Annotated in this window: 23 protein-coding genes; 4 read left to right on the forward strand and 19 right to left on the reverse strand. The window is 32.9% G+C overall.

The window, feature by feature from the left end; translation table 11 throughout:
* The 5 genes from ACKVOV_RS09710 to ACKVOV_RS09730 form a co-directional block, all read right to left on the reverse strand.
* Positions 1 to 225, reverse strand: a complete 225-nt coding sequence (locus tag ACKVOV_RS09710; RefSeq protein WP_409206561.1) for a hypothetical protein — start codon at positions 223 to 225, stop codon at positions 1 to 3.
* Positions 225 to 1,025, reverse strand: coding sequence for an energy transducer TonB (locus ACKVOV_RS09715; protein ID WP_409206562.1), 801 nt, complete (start codon positions 1,023 to 1,025; stop codon positions 225 to 227). The genes ACKVOV_RS09710 and ACKVOV_RS09715 overlap by 1 nt, the downstream gene beginning before the upstream one ends.
* 30 nt (positions 1,026 to 1,055) lie before the next feature.
* Positions 1,056 to 1,598: an ExbD/TolR family protein gene (locus ACKVOV_RS09720; RefSeq protein ID WP_409206563.1), complete on the reverse strand. Its 543-nt coding sequence runs from the start codon at positions 1,596 to 1,598 to the stop codon at positions 1,056 to 1,058.
* An 18-nt stretch (positions 1,599 to 1,616) separates the two neighbouring features.
* Positions 1,617 to 2,231, reverse strand: a complete 615-nt coding sequence (locus tag ACKVOV_RS09725; RefSeq protein WP_409206564.1) for an ExbD/TolR family protein — start codon at positions 2,229 to 2,231, stop codon at positions 1,617 to 1,619.
* A 66-nt stretch (positions 2,232 to 2,297) separates the two neighbouring features.
* On the reverse strand, positions 2,298 to 3,116 hold the full coding sequence (locus ACKVOV_RS09730) for a MotA/TolQ/ExbB proton channel family protein (RefSeq protein ID WP_409206565.1): 819 nt from the start codon (positions 3,114 to 3,116) through the stop codon (positions 2,298 to 2,300).
* 391 nt (positions 3,117 to 3,507) lie between these two features.
* On the opposite strand from ACKVOV_RS09730, the gene ACKVOV_RS09735 reads away from it, so the two are divergent.
* Genes ACKVOV_RS09735 through ACKVOV_RS09750 form a run of 4 tightly spaced genes read left to right on the forward strand, consistent with a single transcriptional unit; the run spans position 3,508 to position 6,021 of the window.
* Positions 3,508 to 5,013 carry a helicase HerA-like domain-containing protein gene (locus ACKVOV_RS09735; RefSeq protein WP_409206566.1) on the forward strand — a complete coding sequence of 502 codons (1,506 nt, stop codon included), beginning with the start codon at positions 3,508 to 3,510 and terminating at the stop codon, positions 5,011 to 5,013.
* Positions 5,010 to 5,378, forward strand: coding sequence for a DMT family protein (locus ACKVOV_RS09740; protein WP_409206567.1), 369 nt, complete (start codon positions 5,010 to 5,012; stop codon positions 5,376 to 5,378). Before ACKVOV_RS09735 ends, ACKVOV_RS09740 begins: the two co-directional genes overlap by 4 nt.
* Complete coding sequence (locus ACKVOV_RS09745; RefSeq protein WP_409206568.1) at positions 5,378 to 5,617, forward strand: CBU_0592 family membrane protein; 240 nt, start codon at positions 5,378 to 5,380, stop codon at positions 5,615 to 5,617. Before ACKVOV_RS09740 ends, ACKVOV_RS09745 begins: the two co-directional genes overlap by 1 nt.
* A 41-nt stretch (positions 5,618 to 5,658) precedes the next feature.
* On the forward strand, positions 5,659 to 6,021 hold the full coding sequence (locus ACKVOV_RS09750; RefSeq protein ID WP_409206569.1) for a cupin domain-containing protein: 363 nt from the start codon (positions 5,659 to 5,661) through the stop codon (positions 6,019 to 6,021).
* A 30-nt stretch (positions 6,022 to 6,051) separates the two neighbouring features.
* On the opposite strand, the gene ACKVOV_RS09755 is transcribed toward ACKVOV_RS09750, so the two are convergent.
* From ACKVOV_RS09755 to ACKVOV_RS09820, 14 genes are all read right to left on the reverse strand, one after another.
* Entirely contained in the window at positions 6,052 to 7,392 is a 1,341-nt protein-coding gene (locus ACKVOV_RS09755) for an FAD-dependent oxidoreductase (protein ID WP_409206570.1), read from the reverse strand.
* Between the two features lie 88 nt (positions 7,393 to 7,480).
* On the reverse strand, positions 7,481 to 9,865 hold the full coding sequence (locus ACKVOV_RS09760) for a penicillin acylase family protein (RefSeq protein ID WP_409206571.1): 2,385 nt from the start codon (positions 9,863 to 9,865) through the stop codon (positions 7,481 to 7,483).
* Between the two features lie 107 nt (positions 9,866 to 9,972).
* A complete protein-coding gene (locus ACKVOV_RS09765; RefSeq protein ID WP_409206572.1) occupies positions 9,973 to 10,356 on the reverse strand; it encodes a glycine zipper family protein in 384 nt (127 codons plus the stop codon).
* Between the two features lie 82 nt (positions 10,357 to 10,438).
* The gene (locus ACKVOV_RS09770; RefSeq protein ID WP_409206573.1) at positions 10,439 to 11,527 is read right to left on the reverse strand and encodes an agmatinase family protein; all 1,089 of its coding nucleotides are present in this window, start codon (positions 11,525 to 11,527) and stop codon (positions 10,439 to 10,441) included.
* A gap of 147 nt (positions 11,528 to 11,674) precedes the next feature.
* Complete coding sequence (locus tag ACKVOV_RS09775) at positions 11,675 to 13,741, reverse strand: T9SS type A sorting domain-containing protein (RefSeq protein ID WP_409206574.1); 2,067 nt, start codon at positions 13,739 to 13,741, stop codon at positions 11,675 to 11,677.
* Between the two features lie 76 nt (positions 13,742 to 13,817).
* Positions 13,818 to 15,095 carry a kynureninase gene (kynU, locus tag ACKVOV_RS09780; protein ID WP_409206575.1) on the reverse strand — a complete coding sequence of 426 codons (1,278 nt, stop codon included), beginning with the start codon at positions 15,093 to 15,095 and terminating at the stop codon, positions 13,818 to 13,820.
* A 324-nt stretch (positions 15,096 to 15,419) separates the two neighbouring features.
* Entirely contained in the window at positions 15,420 to 16,469 is a 1,050-nt protein-coding gene (queA, locus tag ACKVOV_RS09785; protein WP_409206576.1) for a tRNA preQ1(34) S-adenosylmethionine ribosyltransferase-isomerase QueA, read from the reverse strand.
* A gap of 193 nt (positions 16,470 to 16,662) precedes the next feature.
* Complete coding sequence (locus ACKVOV_RS09790) at positions 16,663 to 17,889, reverse strand: 3-phosphoshikimate 1-carboxyvinyltransferase (RefSeq protein WP_409206577.1); 1,227 nt, start codon at positions 17,887 to 17,889, stop codon at positions 16,663 to 16,665.
* 2 nt (positions 17,890 to 17,891) lie between these two features.
* Positions 17,892 to 18,218 (reverse strand): nucleotide pyrophosphohydrolase, encoded by a 327-nt coding sequence (locus tag ACKVOV_RS09795; protein ID WP_409206578.1) that lies wholly within the window; start codon positions 18,216 to 18,218, stop codon positions 17,892 to 17,894.
* Positions 18,218 to 18,670 (reverse strand): D-aminoacyl-tRNA deacylase, encoded by a 453-nt coding sequence (gene dtd / locus ACKVOV_RS09800; RefSeq protein WP_409206579.1) that lies wholly within the window; start codon positions 18,668 to 18,670, stop codon positions 18,218 to 18,220. Before dtd ends, ACKVOV_RS09795 begins: the two co-directional genes overlap by 1 nt.
* A gap of 5 nt (positions 18,671 to 18,675) precedes the next feature.
* Positions 18,676 to 19,656: a ribosome small subunit-dependent GTPase A gene (gene rsgA / locus ACKVOV_RS09805; RefSeq protein WP_409206580.1), complete on the reverse strand. Its 981-nt coding sequence runs from the start codon at positions 19,654 to 19,656 to the stop codon at positions 18,676 to 18,678.
* A gap of 79 nt (positions 19,657 to 19,735) precedes the next feature.
* On the reverse strand, positions 19,736 to 20,818 hold the full coding sequence (locus ACKVOV_RS09810) for a chorismate mutase (RefSeq protein WP_409206581.1): 1,083 nt from the start codon (positions 20,816 to 20,818) through the stop codon (positions 19,736 to 19,738).
* A gap of 20 nt (positions 20,819 to 20,838) precedes the next feature.
* Positions 20,839 to 22,008 (reverse strand): pyridoxal phosphate-dependent aminotransferase, encoded by a 1,170-nt coding sequence (locus ACKVOV_RS09815; RefSeq protein WP_409206582.1) that lies wholly within the window; start codon positions 22,006 to 22,008, stop codon positions 20,839 to 20,841.
* Entirely contained in the window at positions 22,005 to 22,832 is an 828-nt protein-coding gene (locus ACKVOV_RS09820) for a prephenate dehydratase (RefSeq protein WP_409206583.1), read from the reverse strand. The genes ACKVOV_RS09815 and ACKVOV_RS09820 overlap by 4 nt, the downstream gene beginning before the upstream one ends.
* Between the last annotated feature and the right edge of the window lie 133 nt (positions 22,833 to 22,965).

Here is a 22,965-nt window from a genome sequence, read left to right on the forward strand (position 1 = left end):
TTATGATTTTTGAAAGAAACGAATAAATCTTAAAAAAGCATATACAATAATTATTCCACCAAAAGCAATTCTGTAAGTATTAGACATATCTAGTCCCAATCCTCTCCAGAAGATTACTGCTAATCCGAAAACTAAGTATAGCACGAAAAACAATATTCCTATAACGAGAAGAAATCGCTCTTTTAGCGATTTCTTCTTGGTATTATTTGTATCTACAGAATCCATTATTCTGTTTTAATATCTAGCATAATAGGCAAACTATAACGTACACGTATCGTTTTACCATTTTGAACTCCTGGTTTAAATCTAGGTGCATTTTTTAGCATTCTAATTGCTTCTGCTCCTGTACCAAAACCTAGATCTCTTACTACTTTAATATCTGTTAAGCTACCATCTTTCTCGACAACAAACTCAACAAAAACACGTCCTTTAAGATCTTGTTCTACTTCTGGAGATCGGTAATTTCTTTGAACATATTGCCCAAATTTAGCCCATCCACCAGGAAATTCTGGTTGTACTTCAATACCTGCAGAACTATATACATTATTGTCTATAATCTCAGCATCTTTATCTGCATTTCCAGTAGGTTGATCGATTACAATAGCTGCATCTTTATCTCCTTTTTGATCTTTCGCTGCAATAGTTTTATCCTTAAGCTCTTCGATAGTCTTAATTTCTTCAACTACTTTTTCTTTCGCTACAACTTTAGGAGCAACGAATTTTACCTCGTCAATCTTTGGTTTTGGTGGCTCTGGCGGTTTTATTGGTTCAGGTAATTTTTCCTTAGGTTTATCTAAATTCACCAAAACAACTTTTTCGTCGAGTGTGTTTTTTGCTTCAGAATCTGGAAGCAAATCAAGCAATAAAGGTGTACTTAAAGCGAACGCAAAAATAAACGCACCACCTAATAATGCTTTAACCGATGTTTTAGGATTCTCTTTTCGCAACTCATAAGCACCATACTTCTTATTACGACCATCGAAAACTAAATCTAACCACTGCGTTCTGAATAAATCTAATTTCATAATTTTCTCATTTTTTGGTTAAATAATAACCTATTCTTTATCTAACAAAGCAACTTCAGCTGGAGTTATATCCACAATTGCATAAGTTGGAACCTTACAAATAGCCATCTCATCAAGAATATCAACTAAATTTCTATAAGTGGATTTTTTACTTGGTTTGATAATTACAATCAATCCCTTTTTAGGATCTCCAGTAACTAACGGCACCGATTTAACTCTAGAAAGAATATCTTTACGAATCCCCTCTTTACCGTAAGAAAGAAATTTAGGAGCCTCAATTGGAGTTTCAATAAGACCCATATAATTTTTTAATTTATCATTCTCTCCTAGCAATATAGTCATAGTTCGTCTTTCATCGACTAAAACAGGTGGCGGTGGATTTTTAGGATCTTTTTCAGGCATCCCTAAATCCATCGATTGTGGCTTATTTAACGAAGTTGTCAGCATAAAAAATGTAATTAACAAAAAAGCTAAATCTACCATTGCAGTTAAATCTACACGTGAGTTTCCTTTTTTACTTCTTACCTTACCGCCTTTTTTGCCTCCGCCGTCGTCAGTATTTAATTCTGCCATCGTTGTTTTTTTTAAATATTAAAAATCTTCTCCACGCAAACCAGTCACTAAATTGAAACTGTTTATTTGCTGGTCTTGTAAAATATCAATCACTTTTTTAACTTGAGGATATTCTTGTTTAGCATCACCTTTTATTGCTACCTTCAATTCTGTCTGAGCAATATCTCGTGTCGCAATTCTTGCATTGTAAATCCAATCTTTCAACTGATTATCTAGCGAATCTTTAGGAATACCTGGTTGTAAATCTTTTCGATTTCTTTCCGCTGCTTCTTTAGCTATTAAGCTTCTAAGTTGTGACATTGGTACACCAAAAGCATCTATCACTGAAAATCTTTTTCTTTCTTCTGGAGAAAATGCAATACCATATTTAGCACCCATTAACTCTAGTGTTTTTATTCTAACTTCTTTTCCAGTAACTCCAAAAAATACTTTACCACTTCCTAATGTCAATGTAGCTAAATCTTTTTCTGGCAATTTTGTTTGCACAGTAGAACTAGGCGTATCAACTGGTAAAGGCTCTGGCTGTTTTGCAGTCGCAGTCAAGATAAAGAAAGTAAGCAGAAGAAATGCTACATCACACATGGCTGTCATGTCGATAGCAGCTACTTTTTTATTCATTTTTACTTTAGCCATATTCTTGTTTTTTTATGTAAAGGAAAAGGAAATAAAGCCCATTCTCCTTTACACTAATTTTTTATATTATTTTACACTTCCTTTGAAACGTCTATAAGTATTTACCATTGTTGAAGCTGCTTCGTCAATAGAATAAGTTAACGTATCAATTTTTGAAGTAAAGTAGTTGTAAACAACAATTGCTAATGCAGAAGTCGAGATACCCGTTGCAGTATTAATAAGCGCTTCAGAGATACCATTTGCTAATTCAGCAGAATCTGCTCCACCACCACCTGCTAATCCAGCAAATGCTTTAATCATACCTGTTACAGTTCCTAAAAGACCTGCAAGAGTTCCTAAAGATACTAATGTAGAGATAATTGTTAAATTTTTCTCTAACATTGGCATTTCAAGAGAAGTAACTTCTTCTATTTCTTTGTGAATAGTTTCTGTAGCCTCTTCACTAGTAAAACCTTCCGCTTTTACAGCTTGATATTTTACAAGACCCGCTTTAATTGTATTAGCAACTGATCCTTTTTGTTTGTCGCAAGCATCGATAGCTCCATCTATATCTCCCGTAGTAATACTACCTTGTACTTTTTTCATAAATGCATCTAAATTTCCTTTTCCAGCAGCTTTAGATATAACCATAAATCTTTCGATTCCAAAAACAACAACCATTAACAACAATCCCATCAAAACAGGAACAATAGATCCTCCTTTATAAACCATTGCAAGATAATTTCCTGGTAAAGGTGTTCCTCCTGAAATTCCTCCAGCAAAGTTTGTACCTGCACCCATTACGAACTTCCAAACTAACCATCCAACCACAATACATGCTACGATAACAATTCCTGAGAACATATCTCCTCCGTTTGAACTACTTTCTTTTTTAACGTTTGCCATTTTTTTAAAATTTAAATTTTCTTAATTGATTATAATTTCTTTTGTATTATTAAATAGTGGAGGCAAATTTAATTTTTTAGTTCTAATAAAAAAACTTTTTTTAAACTTTCTAATCAATAATAATAATAATTAGGTTATAAATATATCTTAGAAAACAAATTAAATACAAAATGTATTTAAAAACAAATTAATTATTGATTATTTAATACCGAAAATAAGCATTTAATGCGAAAATCATAAAATATGCATTATTAAATTATATTTTAGATATTTTTTCTAAACACATACTCACTGTAAGCAGTATCAAAAATTAAGCCAAATTTTAAAGAAAAGTTTAAGTAGTTTTGTTAAATCAAAAATTAATAACTTGCACTTCTATAAATTTACTTAAATGAATACCATAGAAAATTTTAAAACACAAATAACAAATGGCTACGCTTGTAAAGGCGAAAGCATTATTCTTGGTGGCGCCATGTTAAACGGAGAGGCTTTAGACATACATATTACAATCCCTTTAAAAACCTTAAACCGTCACGGATTAATTGCTGGAGCAACAGGAACTGGAAAAACAAAAACGATTCAAGTATTGTCCGAACAACTATCCCAAAAAGGAATTCCAGTTTTGATGATGGATATAAAAGGTGATTTTAGTGGCGTAGCAAAGGCTGGTGAAGAAAAATCTTTTATCACCGAAAGACATACTAAAATTAATATTCCGTTTTCTCCAAAAGCTTTTGCAGTCGAACTATTATCACTTTCTGAACAAGATGGTGTTCGTTTGCGTGCTACGGTTTCCGAATTTGGTCCCGTTTTATTTTCTAGAATTTTAGACTTAAATGACACACAGGCTGGTGTAATATCAGTGATTTTTAAATATTGTGATGACAAAAAAATGCCTCTTTTAGATTTGAAAGACATTAAAAAAGTCATGAATTATATTACCGAAGAAGGAAAAGACGAAATTTCTGAAGAATACGGTAAAATTTCGACTTCAACAACAGGAACTATTTTAAGAAAAATCATTGAATTAGAACAACAAGGTGCCACCACATTTTTTGGAGAAAAATCGTTTGAAATTGATGATTTAATGCGAATTGATGAAAATGGTCAAGGATATATAAATATTGTTCGTTTAACAAATATTCAAGACAAACCAAAATTGTTTTCGACATTTATGTTGAATCTTCTAGCCGAGATTTATAATGTAATGCCAGAAAAAGGAGATGTTGACCAACCAGAATTGGTTATTTTTATAGATGAAGCACACCTTATATTTAATGAGGCAAGTAAAACTTTGCTAGACCAGATAGAAACTATCATCAAACTGATTCGTTCTAAAGGAGTTGGCGTTTATTTTATCACTCAAAATCCGATGGATATTCCCAAAGGAGTTTTGGCTCAATTGGGATTGAAAATCCAGCATGCTTTGAGAGCATTTACTGCCAATGATAGAGAAGCCATAAACCAAACTGCCGATAATTATCCGACTTCCGAGTTTTATAAAACGGAAGAATTATTAACTTCTCTCGGAATTGGCGAAGCGTTAGTAACGGCTCTAAACGAAAAAGGAATTCCAACTCCCTTAGCTGCCACTATGATGCGTGCACCAGAAAGTAGAATGGATATTTTGAGTGAAAGTGAAATTTCTGAAATTAATTCAAAATCAAAATTAGTAGAAAAATACTCCGAAGAAATAGACCGAGAAAGCGCTTACGAAATTTTGATTAAAAAAATTGAAGACGCTTCGGCAGAAATTGCCGAAAAAGAGGAAGAAAAAAAGGCTAGTAAAGAACCGAGCACTGCAAGTGTTGTTGGGAAATCAGTTTTGAAAGTTGTGACGAGCGCTAGTTTTATTAGAGGTGCTTTTAGCGTTTTGATGAAGGTTTTGAAACGATGAAAGGCTACGCAACAATAGGATTACTTATACTTTCCAACATTTTCATGACGTTGGCTTGGTATGGACATTTAAAATTTAAAGAACTAAAATGGTTCGAAAATGCAGGATTAATTACCATCGTTCTGATTAGTTGGGGATTGGCTCTATTTGAATATTGCTTTCAGGTTCCCGCTAACAAAATTGGATACGAAGGCAATGGTGGACCATTTAGTTTAATGCAACTCAAAGTTATTCAAGAGGTAATAACGCTAGTTATCTTTGTGTTTTTTTCGATGATTTTCTTTAAAAATGAAACTTTTAGATGGAATCATGCTCTTGGTTTTATTTTTTTAATATTAGCAGTTTATTTTATTTTTAAAAAGTGATGAACTATAAAGATATTATTGGCACGATTGGAGTTGGATTAATCCTAATCGCTTATTTTTTAAATATTTTCTCGTTAATAAAAAAAGACGGGAAATTATATTTTATAATGAACATTATAGGTGCTTCTTTGGCTTGCTATGCTTCATTACTAATTAATTATATGCCCTTTATTATTTTAGAAGGGACTTGGGCAATCGTTAGTCTATTCGGGATTATAAATCTCTACAGAAAAAATTAAATAATAATCATAAAGATACCCAATATCTCGCAATAGCAAAAATGAAAAAATATACCATTCAAAAATCACCTTTTGTAGTTCCAACAACCGATGGGAAACTTATTGAAGAACACCACGGAAATGCAACCACAGGTAACTCGGAAATTTCAGTGGCACACATGATTGCGCCACCCAAATGGAGCGAACCATTTCAAACTCCTGAATTTGAAGAATATACCTATATTATTTCAGGAAAAAAGCAATTTATTATAGAAGACGAGATTATCATTCTTGAAGCAGGCCAATCTATAAAAATTGAAAAAAATACACGCGTTCAGTATTCAAATCCTTTTGAGGAACCTTGTGAATATCTATCTATTTGTAAACCTGCTTTCGATTTTACAAAAGTGCATCGAGAAGAATAATTTGATTTTTTTTATTGAATTTTGAGATTGCTATTTCAAAAGTTCAATAATCTTATCTTCTACTTCTTTAGAATTCCATTTTTCCTCAATTGATGGGATTTGCATCACTTCTTCCATGATTTTATTTTGGAAATCACCTATAGCAAGTGCTTCTGAGTAAGGTTGCAAACTAAATGTGACACGACTGTACAATGGCATCCATTTGTCAGGATGTTTGTCTGAAAACCATTTTTCGATTTTCTTTTGTAACAAGAAGTTCTGATCGGCTGTTTTCGAACTCATTTCCATAAAGTTTCTGTACGAAAGTTCAGCAATAGCATCGGCATTAGGTTTACGGGATTTTTGATATTCCGAAAAAATAGTTTTCCAATCGTCTCCGTATTGAGTAATCATTTCATTTAGAATTGTAATATCTTCAAAACCAGCATTCATACCATGACCATAAAAAGGCACAATAGCATGAGCCGAATCTCCTATTAAAGCGACTTTGTCTTCATAAGTCCAAGGATAACATTTCATTATCGCTAAATAACTCGTCGGATTTTTAAAGAAATCTCTAACTAAATCAGGGATTACTTCTTTAGTATCTGGAAAATATTTAGCAAAAAAGGCTATCAAACTGGCTTCATCTTTTAACTTATCGAAAGAGTTTTCTCCTTCAAAAGGCATAAATAATGTACACGTAAAGCTTCCATCGAGATTAGCCAATCCCATTAACATAAAATTACCTCTTGGCCATATATGCAATGAGTTCTTATCTATTTTATGAGTTCCGTCTGGGTTGGCTGGAATATGCAACTCTTTGTAGCCAATTTTCATAAATTCCTGAGAATAGTCAAACATACTTTGACGTTGCATCCTGTGACGAATTCTTGAAAAAGCACCATCGGCACCAAAAACTTTATCGTATTTTAAATCTTTCCATTCGCCTCTTTCTGTTTCTCCAATATGCAATGTTGCATCAGATAAGGTAACATCCCAAATTTTTTGTTCGAAGAAAAATTCGACTCCAGCATCTTCTGCTAAATCGATCATTCTTCGGTTTAAGACACCACGTGAAAGTGAAAAAATAGCTTCTCCTTCTTTGCCGTAGTTCTGATAATTAAGTTTATCGTCTTGAGTATGTATAGCACGTTTGTCTACAGGAATTCCTATTTTTCGAATTTCTTCTCCTAACCCTACATCTTCCATGGCTTTCCAGCCACGATTAGACATTACCAAATTGATAGATCGCCCGGAAAATTCTACTGTTCTTATATCCGCGCTTCGGTCGAATACATGAACCGTATGTCCTAATTTTTTAAGGTATATTGCTAGTAAAGTTCCCACTAATCCAGAACCTACAATTGCAATTTTTTGAGGAGTTTGCATTAAATAATTACGAATTAAAAATTACGAATTATGAATCAAAGCTGCTAAACATTAATCCTAATTTTAATGTTTGCAAAGATGAGCCAATTTATTTAGTTTTGAAAACCAATTTAGTAGAAGTTTTAATAATTTCTTCTTTGTTCAATTTCATTTTTCTGAATTTACCAGTAGCATACATTTCGGCTTGATCATTATAATGTTTGCTCATAGGATTACCTGATTGTCCTGTTGGTAAAATACTCCAACTATTTTCTACATCAGAAAAATCGACAATCCTTCTTGTTGACGGCCCTGCTTTTATACTATATTCAGCTGCATCGGAATAGTCGAACATGGTATTGTTTATGACTTCGTTTGCTCCCGAAATTTCAAACAAACCAACATTAAAAAAGGGTTTAAATAAAGCTACGCTTCCTAACGGATGCTTGTATTCCACTTTATGCACACGATTCCAAGTCCAAGAATTTACATCATTTCCTAGTTGATTATTTAAACTTAAAATAGCTTGTTGCAATGCTAATTTTAGAATGTCTTTACGAGTTTCTTTCTTATTTTTAGTCGCAATATTATCCCACCAAGGTGAATTTTCATTATTTGTTTGGAAAACGATACTTTGTTTCATAATATGTGTTTTCAAGAATTGTTTGAATGAAGTTTCTCCCATTTCATCTTGATACGTATTTTTTAGATATAAATAAATCCATTTGTTATAGATAGTTGGCGCAATGTCTGTTAATCCGTTTGTTCCTTTCCAATTCCTTAATACGCTTACTGCTTCTTTTTCTTGATTCGAAAGTTTTTCACCATCAATAACAGATAACATTGTCTTTACTATTTCGGTTGAAACTGGCGACGTATTGTCTGTCATCATTTTACTTACGTCTTCTTTATTCCAATCACTTTTGCTATCTAATAAATTGGTGATTCTTCTAGCTCTATCTTCTGGCAAATAATAGCCTGGATAATTGTAACCATCAATCGCTTCGGGCATATTGTTTGAGGAATATACATAATTCCAACTCGGATTTACCGCCGATGGGTTTTTAGAATAATCTAAAAATTCTTTTTTATCATCGATGCCATTGGTACCATTTAAAATAAAATTGGCATTGACTCCTTTTTCTAATTTGTATAATTTTCCAGAAGTAAACCAAGCAATATTATTTTTGGCATCACCATACATGATATTAAGTCCTGGTGCTACTATGTAGGAAACTGATTTTTGAAATTCCTCAATATTATTTGCTCTGCTTAATCCATAAACTGCATCTAGAATTTTGTTAGGTTGTTGTGTGTAAATCCAAGAAAAAGAAACCGGTTTTTGGGTTTTAAAATCAGCCATTAAATCATTAATTATAGGCCCGTGTTGTGTTTCTTTTATTTTTAAAATTACCGATGTAGAATCTTTAACTTTAATAGTTTTAGTTCTTATTTTATAATTTTCGAAACCTGTAACCGTTTTATACTGATTTTCATTTTTTGGATTGTTTTCCTCTTGAAATAAATCGGCATCGTCGTTTTCGAACATGGTCAATCCGTAGGCATAATTTCGATTATGCCCTAAAAGTGGAAATGGAGTTCCGGCAAGATAATAGCCATACATTTCGTATTCTGGACAAGAAATATGTGCTTCGTACCATGTTCCGGGTTGTGAATATTCGATGTGCGGATCGTTGCAAAAAAGTACTTTTCCAGTTTTAGTTTTCTTTGGAGAAAGCACCCAACTGTTGCTTCCAATAAATGGTGGCACCGGAGAATTTTCTAATAATGCAGTTATCGATTTTGAAATTTCGACATATTGTTGTGTTTGTTCTTTGGAAATTTTTAGTCTTGTTGGATTTAATGAATAATCGATTCCTAAATCTTTCAAATATTCTTCTCCATATTGATTTTTAATATCTGTCAACAACGGATCTGTTTTTTGAGCCATAGCAAAACTGAAAGCCATGTATCCAAAAGTATTGTAAACGTCTTTTAAGGTGAATTTTTCTTTTTTAATCCCCAAAATCGTGAACTCGATTGGTGTTTTTCCGTTTTCCAAATATTGATTTACTCCATCTAAATACGCCATTGCCATTTGGTATGGCTTCCCGCTTTTATCTAATTCTGCTATTGCTTTTTCAGCATTTTCTTCGATTCCTAAACCAATAAAAAATTTGTCGTTTTTAAGTGCTCTGGTTCCAAATATTTCAGACAATTTTCCTGGTGCAATACGACGTATCAATTCCATTTGCCACAATCTATCCTGCGCATGAACATAACCCAATGTAGTCATGGCGTCTTTCTGATTCGCGGCATAAATATGAGGCACACCATAATCATCAAAATATACAGTTGTTTCTTTTGATATATTTTTTATAGCTAATTCTCCCTCATATTGTGGTTTTGTAGTGAACAGGTAACCATATACTAAAAGTGATAATAAAGCTATGAATGAAATAAAAATAAATAGTACTTTTTTAAGCTTTTTCATTTGAGATAAATTAATACCCAAATCTAATTAATTATTTACAGTTTTAAATAAAAAAGATGCGTTTAAATTTATTACAAATTTAAACGCATCTTATCCTAAAAAATAAATTATTTTTTCTGACTATCGTCAATTATAGCTCCGGTTCCTGCTCCTATTCCTGCACCTGCTAATCCGCCTATAATTGCTCCAGTTCCTTTTTTCTTACTGATAATAGCTCCCGTAACGGCTCCGACACCGGCCCCTATTACAGCTCCTTTAGCCGCACCACTCCATTTTTTCTTTTTTGCAATTTTGGAGTTTGCTTCCGTTGTGTGATTTACTACAACTACTTCTTTTTGCTTTTCAACTTGAGCCATTTCCACCTTCATTGAATCAATAACTCTTTGCTTTTCTGTTATAACTTTCATAGAATCAATACTCGTCTGTTTCTCTTTTTGAATATCGAGTTTAGCCTGATTTTGGCAAGAAAAAAAAACTAGAAATACTACCATCAAACTTATTATTTTCATAACTAAAATATTTTAAATTAATAAGCTACAAAGTAACACCAAAAACCCTATGAGGTTACATAATTTAATTTTTATTAAATTTTATTTTATTCCCCACTTCCATTCCGTTATTTTTAGCTAACATGCCACACATATGATACAACATCCTTGCACCTACATTTCCGTCCCAATCGTCATTTTCTCCTGGAGCTACTTCTACTAGATCGAAACCAATAATTTCTTTTCCACTATTGGCTAATTTACTTAACAAATATGTAGCTTGTTCGAAAGAAAACCCTCCTGGAACTGGCGTTCCTGTATTAGGACAGTACCAAGAATACATCCCATCAATATCGAAAGAAACACAAACTTTCTGTGGTAATGCTGCAATAATTTGATCACATTGTTGTTGCCACGTTTTCCCTTCAAAAGTATCTGATTTCATATCCATATCAGTATGAACAACGACTCTATTTCCTTGTTTTTGTACAACTTCGACTTCTTGTTCGCAAAAATCACGAATTCCAACTTGAACCAATTTTGTTATTTGAGGAATTTGCAGTGCATTATACATAATAGACGCATGCGAATAAGTAAAACCTTCGTAAGCAATGCGTAAATCCATGTGAGCGTCTAGATGCAAAATCCCAAAATTATCATGAATTGTTGCTAATGCTTGATAATATCCTAATGGTGTAGAATGATCACCTCCTAATAAAACTACTTTTTTCCCTTTTTTAATCCAATGCAGAACACGTTCCTTTACTTCAGCATGCAATTCGGCACAAACTTTATTTATTTTATCTAAATCAGATTGTAGTCCTGGGAAATTTTCGATTACTTCTCCATTTTCCAAAGCTTCAATAATAGGTTGTGCGAGGCTTTTGTATTTATCTGAATTTTTTAACCAATGTTCTGGCGCTTGGTCATAATACATTCCTAATTTCCATAACTCTGGAAATTCTTGGTGTTGCAAATCGACTTGAAAAGAAGCTTCAAATATTGCTTCTGGGCCTTCAGATGCTCCTGCACCATAACTTACGGTTACTTCCCAAGGCACTGGGATAATAATAATTTCACTTTCTTCGGCTGTAAATGGTAATCCGAAAATGGTAGCATCGGCCAATCCCGGTTGTGATGGATCGAAAGATTGTATTTTTTGTTGTTTGTTCATTTTTTTGAGATTCTAAGTTGCAAAGTTACAAAGGTTGAAAGGTTTTTACAAAAGATGTTTTTATAACTTTAAACTATGCAAAGACAATTCAATAAAAAAAGCCTATTCAAAAAAATATGAATAGGCTTTATATAAAAAATACTCTTTTTAGTTTTTCACAAACTTGATTGTAGTTTTAGTTTCATTAAATCTAATAGTATAGACTCCTAAAGCTAAACTAGAAATATCCAAAATATTTTCATTGTTTTTTAAAGTTTTCTCCATCACTTTTTGACCTAAAATATTATAAACTGTAATGTTTTGATCTGAAATAAAATCACCTTTAATAGTAATGTTTGTAGATGCTGGATTAGGATAAACTTTTAGATTGTTTTTAATAACCTCATCTAATCCTAATAGAGGTTGCACAATTAATGTAAACGGACAATTAACTGCTGTTCCATTAGTAGCAGTCATTGTTACAGTATAAGTACCTGGTGCTAAACTAGAACCAATAGCTGGTGATTGAGTTACAACCGCATTACATAAAGGGCTAATTGCATTTGTTAAACTTGAATAACTTGGAACTGTATAAGTATTACCTGCACCGGCAGTAACTGTTTGTGTTCCTGGGCAATTAATTTTTAAAGCTACAGCTGGCATCGTATAACCAGCAGCAGTAAATTTCTGTGTCATTGTTAGAATATCAGCACATGGATAATTCATGTTTATAGCTGCTTGACGAACTGCAATGGCTGCATTGGGTTGATTAGTAGAGTTATTAGTTAAAGCTAATCCTTCTAAAAATGCTTTGTCGGTTTTTGTTCTACCTAATACATCCCAAATTTTCATTAAAGCTGTTGCCCAAATTTGTCCGTAAGTGTGAATCTCAGTGTTAGTAGCGCCTGTTTGAGGATATGTAGCTGTAACTCCCGTAGATCTTCCGCTCCAGCTATCATTACCATCCCAAGTAAAAACTTTGTTATAATTTGCCTCAACTGAAGTCCATTGACTCAAACTTCTACTATATGATTGCGCCCAATAATCACCGTTTCCTTCACCTAGTCCGGTAACTTGCGATCCTCCACCACCAGTTAACCAATCGTGGATACCATGTCCAAATTCATGTAGAACAACATCAGCATCTTCAGCATCATCTATACTTCCTTCTCCAAAGGCAATTTGATCTGTAGAAGGAAGAAAATGAGAATTATCAGCTCCGCTTAAACCTGAAGGGTCAAACTGAAAAAGAGTTGCATTATTTGGTAAACAAACAATCCCTAATGTACTATTGATATATCTCATACTATTATCTAAATGATAAAAAGCATTTACTGCTTCAAAGGCATCATTATCTCTTGTAAAATTGAAAGCATTTGTTGCTTGAGTAAATAAGCCAAGGTTTGGCGCTTCAAAATCTGCAATATTTAAGTACTGGCTTTTTAATCTATACACACCGGCTGTTAAATCTATTTGTGGCAAAACAACCGCTGTTCTTGCAGCTTGTAATTGAGGACTATCCGCATCATTGTTATCTAAATATCCTCCTGCATAAGTTGCGTGAGCTGCAGAAAGAGGATCAGGATTAAAAATCATTCCTGTCCCAGTTGTAAATGCTAAAGGAGCTTTACTTTCTTTTACTTCTTTTTTTTCTTTTCTTTTTTTCTCTTTAGTCACATTTGTAGCGTGAAAATCGAGTGCTATATTTTCTGTTTTTATAATTTTTGATGTATTCGCATCTACAAAAACTTGCCAATCTCCTGGTTTATTATCTATTTGTGTAGAAACACGATAAACTAATCTTGTTGGTTTTTCTAAATTATAAATATATAATTTACATGCTTGAAACGCAATCTTACCATTAGTATCATTTAAGCTAGCATTTGAAATCGCAATTGCCTGTTGCTCACTTATACTTGGATTTGTATTGATATTATCTACAGTAGTATCATAATTATTTGAAGAATAAGCAACTTTGTCTTCTAAATCAAAGTTAACTACAATTTCTGATTGAAAAACTGGAACATTGTTAAGCATTTGTTGAAACCTAAGTGTTTCTCCAGCTAATCCTTTACGAACAAATCTTAGACTAAAACTATGTTCTGGTTTAATTTGTAATTCTTTTTCCTGCGATTTGATATAATCACGAGCTCTTTGTTCGTTTGCTGAAGTTTGAGCATTTACTGCCGTTAATCCTAGCAAAAACAGAATTATAAAGTGTATTTTTTTTTTCATAAATATTTAAATTAATTTCTATTTGAATCGCAAATATATATAAATAAGTTTAAAATTTTAAGAATACTATAAAAATTTAATGGTTTTCTATCCCTTTTTTTAATATTTGACCAAAATGATACATATCTTCATAAGAACAATATAACGGAACTGGCGCTAAGCGAATTACATTGGGTTCACGCCAGTCTGTTATGACTCCGTTTTTCATTAAGTAATCGAATAACGAACGACCTTCTCCGTGCAAGAAAACAGAAAGTTGACAAGCTCTTTCCTCTTGATTACTTGGTGTTAAAATTTCGAAATGACCTTTTACTTCTTTGTCTATTTCGTGAAGGATAAATTCTAAATAAGCTGTAATTTGGTTTCTTTTTGCAATTAATCTATCCATTCCAACTTCAGCAAACATTTCGACTGATGCTAAATAAGGTGCCAATGATAGAATTGGCAAATTACTTATTTGCCAACCATCGGCTCCATGAACAGGGTCGAAAGTAGGTTCCATTTTGAAACGTCGTTCTTTGTTGTGTCCCCACCAACCAGCAAATCTAGGCAAGTCTGAATCATTATGATGTTTTTCATGAACAAAGCATCCTGAAGCATTACCTGGTCCTGAATTCATATATTTATAAGAACACCATGCCGCAAAATCGACATTCCAATCGTGCAATTCTAATTTGATATTTCCTGCAGCGTGAGCTAAATCGAAACCAACTTTTGCTCCTTGCTTGTGTCCTGCTTCGGTGATGGTTTTCATGTCGAAAACTTGTCCTGTGTAATAATTCACACCTCCAAATAATACCAATGCTAATTCCTCTCCTACTTCTTCTATTTTTGCGAGAATATCTTCTAGTCGGATATTGTGTTCGCCTTCTCTTCTTTTAATTTCGACAATCGCATCTTCCGGTTTATAACCGTGAAAATCAACTTGACTCTGAAACATATATTGGTCTGATGGAAAAGCCTTTTCTTCGCAGATAATCTTATAGCGTGTTTTTGTAGGACGATAAAAGGAAACCATAAGTAGGTGAAGATTTACTGTAAGTGTATTCATTACAGTCACTTCACTTGGTTTTGCTCCTACAATTTTACTTAACGGATTTGCAAAACGTTCTTGATAATCCCACCAAGGTTTATCTGCGTAAAAATGACCTTCTACAGCGAGATTTCCCCAATCATTCATCACTTCACCAACATAAGTTTTGGCTGATTTGGGTTGTAATCCCAATGAATTTCCAGTAAAATATATTACATTTTTATCATTGTGTTGTGGAAATATGAACTCGTTTCTATAATTTTTGAGTTCATCTTGATTATCGAGTTGTTGTGCAAATTGTAAGGTATTTTGGAAAGTCATGATTTGGTTTTTGATTTTGTAAAATTAAGAAAAATTATTTCACGAAGATGCACAAAGTTTTTTTGAACCAAATAAGGCATTTAAGGTCATATAAGCTAATATTGAATAACGAATTTTGAAATTTAAAATGCTCCCGCGTGAGGGATAGAAGTGAAAATCCTTTTTTGAGGCTTTTCGCCGAGAAAAAGATTACTTCACTATATTTTTATTTTCATCGGAGTTCAGTGAACTTCGTTTGTAACGAAAAGCCCGACCCTTTTCGGGTCACGCCATAAAAAAACCTTTCATTACTGAAAGGTTTCTTAAATTAATTTCAACAAAGAATTATATTATTAGCATCGCATCACCATAAGAATAGAATTTATATCCTTCTTTGATGGCTTGCGCATAAGCTTCTTTCATTAAATCATGACCGCAAAATGCTGAAATCATCATCATTAAGGTTGATTTAGGAGTATGGAAATTTGTTATCATACAAGTTGCTAAACTAAAATCATGTGGTGGAAAAATAAATTTATTTGTCCAACCATCATAAGGGTTTAGTGTTCTTGCTGAAGAAACTGAGCTTTCTATTGCACGCATAGAGGTTGTTCCTACAGCACAAATTCTATTTTTTCTTACTTTTGCAGCATTTACAATATCACAAGCTTCTTGTGTTATTTTTAGTTCCTCAGAATCCATTTTGTGTTTAGATAAATCTTCAACCTCAACTGGATTAAAAGTCCCTAAACCTACGTGAAGTGTTACTTCTGCAAACTGAACTCCTTTTATTTCCAAACGCTTCATTAAGTGTTTAGAGAAGTGCAAACCAGCTGTTGGTGCAGCTACTGCTCCTTCTTCTTTTGCATAAATAGTTTGATAACGCTCGGCATCTTCTGGCGTTACTTCGCGAGAAATATATTTTGGAATTGGTGTTTCACCTAGTTCTGTCAATTTATTACGAAACTCTTCATATGAACCATCATAAAGAAAACGTAGTGTTCTTCCGCGTGATGTTGTATTGTCTATTACTTCAGCTACCAATGAATCATCATCGCCAAAATACAATTTGTTCCCAATACGAATTTTACGAGCTGGATCTACTAAAACATCCCAAAGACGTTGCTCTGCATTTAGCTCTCTTAATAAGAAAACTTCAATTCTTGCTCCTGTTTTCTCTTTGTTTCCGTATAGTCTTGCTGGAAAAACCTTAGTATTGTTTAAAACTAAAACATCGCCTTCGTCGAAATAATCTAGAACGTCTTTGAACATTTTATGTTCTATTGTTCCTTTTTTTCTATCGACAACCATAAGTCTTGATTCGTCACGGTTTTCAGCAGGATATTCAGCTAATAATTCGGCTGGCAAATTGAATTGGAAATGAGATAATTTCATAGTAAAATTTTAGATTTTAGATTTGCTTCGCCTATTCGCACTTTCAGGCTCGGGTTAGATTTTAGATTTTTGAGTTCTAAAATTAAATCGTGTGCAAATATACGATTGTGAGATAGGCGTTGTCAAGTGTTTTGGTGTTTATTTTTGAAAAGAGGTGCAAAGGCTCAAAGAAACTAAGGTTCTTAGTTTCATTTTATTCTTCTGACATAGTAAAACCTATACTTTGTAAATCGCTCCAAAAATTAGGATACGATTTTGAAACTACCTCAGCATCTTCAATAATAATTGAATTTTTTAAGGCTAATGGTGCAAATGCCATTGCCATACGATGGTCTTGATAGGTTAAAATTTTTACATCTGAATTGATTGAATCTGAAGCTTCTAAAGTTAAACTATCATTGGTAACAGAAATTGTTGCACCTAATTTTGTTAATTCAACTTGTAAAGCTTCTAATCTATCGGTTTCTTTAATTTTTAAAGTATGTAAACCTGTAAGATGACACGCAATTCCTAATCCGAAGCAAGTCACGGCAATGGTTTGGGCAATGTCGGGAGCGTTATTTAATTGATAATTGACAGTTGATAATTTACAATCACTGACTTTTTGAATAGTAATTAAATTATTTTCAAAAACTGTTTCAACGCCAAAATCTCTGTAAATTGTTGCCAAAACTGAATCGCCTTGCAAACTATTTTTTTTGTAGCTTGACAATGTTATTTGTGTTCCAATTTCTGATAATGCAATTATTGAATAAAAATAGGAAGCTGATGACCAATCAGATTCAATTGTGAATTTGGAATTTGGAATTTGGAATTTTGGAATTACTGAAATTTTGTTGCCAATAAATGAAGTTTCAATCCCTAAATCATTAAGCAAAGCCAAAGTCATTTTGATATATGGAATTGATGTGATTTCGCCAATTAATGTCAACTCTAATCCGTTTTCTAATTTTGGTGCGATTAATAAAAGTGCCGAAATATATTGACTACTTACATTGGCCGGAAGTGATACTTTATTTTGAGTAATTCTTTTTCCTGTTATTTTTATAGGTGGGAAACCTTCGTTTTCTTCGCATGAAATTTCCGCTCCAAGTTGTTGCAAAGCTTCGACTAGAATTTTTATTGGTCGTTCTTTCATTCGAGAGGAACCCGTCAAAATAATTTTTCTACCTTCTTGCATAGAAAAATAAGCTGTTAGAAATCGCATGGCGGTTCCTGCATGATGAATGTCGATTATACTTTCATTCGAAATTAATGCTTTAATCATTACTTGTGAATCATCCGAATTAGAAACATTTTCTAAAACTAAGTTCGGATACAATGCTTGCAATAATAACAATCTATTGGTTTCCGATTTAGACCCAGAAATACTCAATTTTGAACTTTTATTAATGATTGTTGATTGCAGAAGTAAATTCACAATTATTTCAGTTTTTCATTGTTATGATGACGGTCGTGATCGCGATTTGTTTTTAAATCCAATTTCTTATCAAAGGCGGCTTGCAAATCTATTCCTGTTTGATTTGCTAGACACAAAACCACAAAAACGACATCAGCAAGTTCCTCGCCTAAATCTTTATTTTTGTCCGATTCTTTTTCGGATTGCTCGCCATAACGACGGGCAATAATACGAGCTACTTCTCCTACTTCTTCTGTAAGTTGTGCCATATTAGTAAGTTCATTAAAATAACGAACGCCGTGGTTTTTTATCCAATTATCTACTTCAAGTTGGGAGGTTTTTAGATTCATTACTCTTTATTTTTACTATCTATAATTATTGTTACTGGTCCGTCATTTACTAGCGAAACTTTCATGTCTGCTCCAAAAACACCTGTTTGCACTTTTTTACCTAATTCGGTTTCTATTTGCTTGACGAAACTTTCGTACAACGGAATGGCTATTTCTGGTTTAGATGCTTTAATATAACTTGGCCGGTTTCCTTTTTTAGTAGAAGCATGAAGTGTAAATTGAGAAACAACAATAATTTCGCCTTTTATATCTTTTACCGAAAGGTTCATCACCTCATTTTCATTAGCAAAAATGCGAAGATTTATTATTTTTGATGTTAGCCAACTAACGTCTTCTTGATTGTCTGAATCTTCAATACCGACTAAAACTAACAATCCTTTTTGAATTTCAGCGACAATTTTAGAATCGATTGTTACTGATGCTTGAGAAACTCTTTGTATTACTACTTTCACAATTATTACTTATTTCTCGTTTCGTCACTCGCAATTCGGTCGTCATTATAAATATCCGTGCGATACGTTTCATCATCGCCTTCTAGTATTTTTAGATAACTATTGTATCGTGAATAGGAAATTTCGTCTTTTTCTAACGCATCCTTAACGGCACATTTTGGTTCATCTTTATGTAAGCAATTGTTAAACTTACATTGGTCTTTGAGCTTAAAAAATTCTGGGAAGTAACCCGAAATTTCTTCTTTTTCCATATCTACAATTCCAAAACCTTTTATTCCTGGTGTGTCTATAATTTGAGCGCCAAATGACAAATCATACATTTCTGCAAATGTCGTAGTATGTTGCCCTTGCTTACTTTGCTCAGAAATCACTTTGGTTTTTAAGTGTAAACTTGGCTCCATTGCATTGACTAAAGTTGATTTTCCTACTCCCGAATGTCCAGAAAACATAGTCACTTTGCCAATCATAAGCTCTTTTAACTCTTCAATTCCTTTTCCTTCGGTCGATGAAACTCGCAGGCATTTATAACCAATTTGCTGATAAATATATTGCATAAACAATTGCTCGTCGAGCATCGCTTCATCGTAAGTATCTATTTTATTAAATACCAAAATCGTTTCTATTCCGTAAGCTTCAGCTGTAACAAGAAAACGGTCGATAAAATTGGTTGTAGTTGGTGGATTATTTATCGTAATTAACAAAAAAACATAATCTAGATTTGATGCAATAATGTGCATTTGATGCGATAAATTGACTGATTTACGAACAATATAATTCTTACGATCATGAATATTGGTAATCGTTCCAGTAACCACATCGGAATTTTCATCTAAATCATAATCGACAACATCGCCAACAGCAATTGGATTAGTGCTTTTGATCCCTTTCATTCGGAATTTCCCTTTTATACGACATTCCATAAAATCTCCTTCTGTAGATTTTACGGTGTACCAACTTCCTGTAGATTTATAAACGATTCCTGTCAAAATGAATTATGAATTATGAATTGAATGCAAAATTACGATTAATTCTACAATATAATTTGTGATTTGTAATTAGTGTTTTTTATTGATTTATAATTTTTTCTTGGTGTGTAATACTTTCTTGATGAATGGCTTTAAACATTTTTAAGATAAATTCTTCACTTAGTCCTTTTTCTTCACCATCAAGAATCATTTTTCCTAAAATTTCGTTCCATCGTTTGTTTTGTAAAACGGCAACATTATTTGCTTTTTTAAGCGCTCCTATTTGTTCAGCAACTTTCATTCTGTTACCTAAAATTTCGAGAATTTTGCTATCATAAATATCGATATTAGCTCGTAATTTTATCATTTCGGTGTTATAACCATCTTCTTCAACGGTGATTTTTTTTACTTTCAAATCTTCAAACATTTGCTTCAAAACCGTTGGTGTTACTTGCTGTGCTGCATCGCTCCAAGCATTGTCTGGATCTGTATGCGTTTCAATTATTAATCCATCATAATTTAAATCGAGCGCTTGTTGCGAAACTTCTTGAATCATATCTCGTCTTCCTGTTATGTGAGACGGATCAATTATCAACGGTAAATCTGGAAAACGACTTTGTAGTTCGATTGCAATTTGCCATTCAGGAATGTTTCTATATTTTGTTTTTTCGTAAGTAGAAAATCCTCTATGAATAACTCCTAATTTTTTGATTCCTGCGTTATACAAACGTTCTACACCACCAATCCATAAAGCTAAGTCTGGATTTACAGGATTTTTTACCAATACAATTTTGTCGGTATTCTGTAAAGCATCGGCAATTTCTTGAACTGCAAAAGGGTTTACAGTTGTTCGAGCACCAATCCACAAAACATCTATACCATATTCTAATGCTAATTTTACATGAGTAGCATTTGCTACTTCGGTCGCCATAAGCAAACCTGTTTCGGCTTTGGCTTTTTGCAACCATTTAAGACCAATTTCTCCAACTCCTTCAAATCCACCTGGACGAGTTCTTGGTTTCCAGATTCCAGCACGAAAAATACTTACATCGGAATTTTTTAATTCGTGTGCAATTTTCAAGACTTGTTCTTCTGTTTCTGCGCTACATGGTCCCGCTATTACTAACGGATGTGATAATTTGAAATCGTCTAACCAAGTGCGTAATGAGATACTATTTTCCATAGTTTTTATTTGTTACAAAATTATAAATGAATTTGTTCTTCTATCAAAAATTTTGATAAAACTTCTTTAATTTTTTCTTCGGAAATACATAGCGAAAATCTAACATAACCTTCTCCGTTGTTTCCGAAAACTTTTCCTGGTGTGATAAATAAATCTTTTTGATATAACAATTCATCTACAAAATCTTCAGAATTAGTTATTCCTATTGGTAATTTTGCCCAAACAAATAACCCAACTGAATTTTTATCATAAGTACATTTTAGCTTGTCTGCTAGCTGAAAAACTAAATTTCTACGTTTATAATAAATTTTATTTTGTTCATCAAACCAAGATTTATCTAGTTTCAGTGCTTCGATGGCTCCTTTCTGAATTCCGTAAAACATACCGCTATCCATATTGCTTTTTACTTTCAGGACAGCATCAATATACTTTGAATTCCCAGAAACCATTCCCACTCGCCAGCCTGACATATTATAGGTTTTAGATAATGAATTTAATTCTAATGCAACTTCTTTTGCTCCTGTTACTTGTAAAATTGAAATTGGATTGTCGTTTAAAACAAAGCTATACGGATTATCATTTATAACTAAAATGTGATGTTTTTTAGCGAAGTTTATTAATTTTTCAAACAAATGTAAGCTTCCTCTTGCTCCCGTTGGCATATGTGGATAATTTACCCATATTAGTTTTACTTTGGTTAAATCCTGCTTCTCTAAAGCTTCAAAATCGGGTTCCCAATCATTCTCCGCAATCAAATCATAAAAAACAGGTTTTGCTCCCACTAAATTTGTTACCGAAGTATACGTTGGATAACCTGGATTTGGAATTAAAACTTCGTCTCCTTCATTTAAAAAAGCGAGTGAAATATGCATAATTCCTTCTTTAGAACCCATTAATGGTAAAATTTCATTATTAAAATTTATATCGATCTGAAAGTTATTTTTATAAAAAATTGCCATTTCCTGTCTCAATTCTGGCAACCCTTGATAGGATTGATATTGATGCGCAACATTATCACACATAGCATTTTGCATTGCTTGAGTAACTAATTTTGATGGCTGTAAATCTGGGCTTCCAATTCCCATATTCACAATAGGTTTTCCTTGATTAATTAGTTCCCGTACTTCTCTCAATTTTGATGAAAAGTAATATTCTTCGACAGTTTTTAATCTATTTGCTATTGTTATCATTGCTCTCCTTTTTTGTATTCACCCAAAACTTTAAAATGCGTCGTCATTAATTCTAATATTTTCTTTGCTTTTTCATAATGTTTGTATTTCACAAAAACAACATCAACAAAAAATGAATATTGAAAAGGTGTTTCAATAATGGGCATTGATTGAATTTTAGTTAAATTTAATTTACAGTTATTCATCACATTGAGAACCGTAGCCAAGTTTCCCGGCGTATCGTCTAATTCAAATTTTATAGAAGCTTTATTAATTTGTTCTTTAGGAATTTCTTTGTTCTGTGTTTTTAGAATCACAAATCGTGTTTTATTGCTTTTTATAGTATGAATTCCTGCAGCAATAATATCTAAATCATACATTCTTGCAGCAATTGGGCTGGCAACTGCACCTATTCCTAATAGATTTTCTTTTTTAATTCGTTGAGCTGTCTCGGCAGTATCACCACTTTCAACTAATTTAATATGCGGGTATTGCTTAAAAAAAACAGCACATTGCAACAATGCAATGGGATGCGAATGAACCTCTTTAATATCTTCTATTTTCTGACCTTTAATAACCATCAAATTCATGTGAATATCTAGATAATGCTCTCCAATAATGTGCAAATCGTTGGTATCAATCAGTGCGTAATTTGGGATTATTGAACCCGCAATAGAGTTTTCTAAAGCCATGACCGCTTTTTGAGAATTATTCTCTTTAATACTCGTTACTAAACTTTCAAATGACATACATTCATTAAGTGAAGTTGTTTCGTTAAAAAATTCATTTGCAACCTGATGGTGAAATGAGCCTTTAATTCCTTGAATTGCGATTTTTGTTTCCATGTAAGCAAAAAAAATCCCGTCTTGTTTTAAAACTAGACGGGATTGTATATTTATAATTATTAATTTAATTTTCTAATCAAATAACCATATAACAATCCCTTCCTATGTTCCAATAGAAATAAAAAGAATTGTT

Source organism: Flavobacterium sp., assembly GCF_046153165.1.
Lineage (GTDB): Bacteria > Bacteroidota > Bacteroidia > Flavobacteriales > Flavobacteriaceae > Flavobacterium.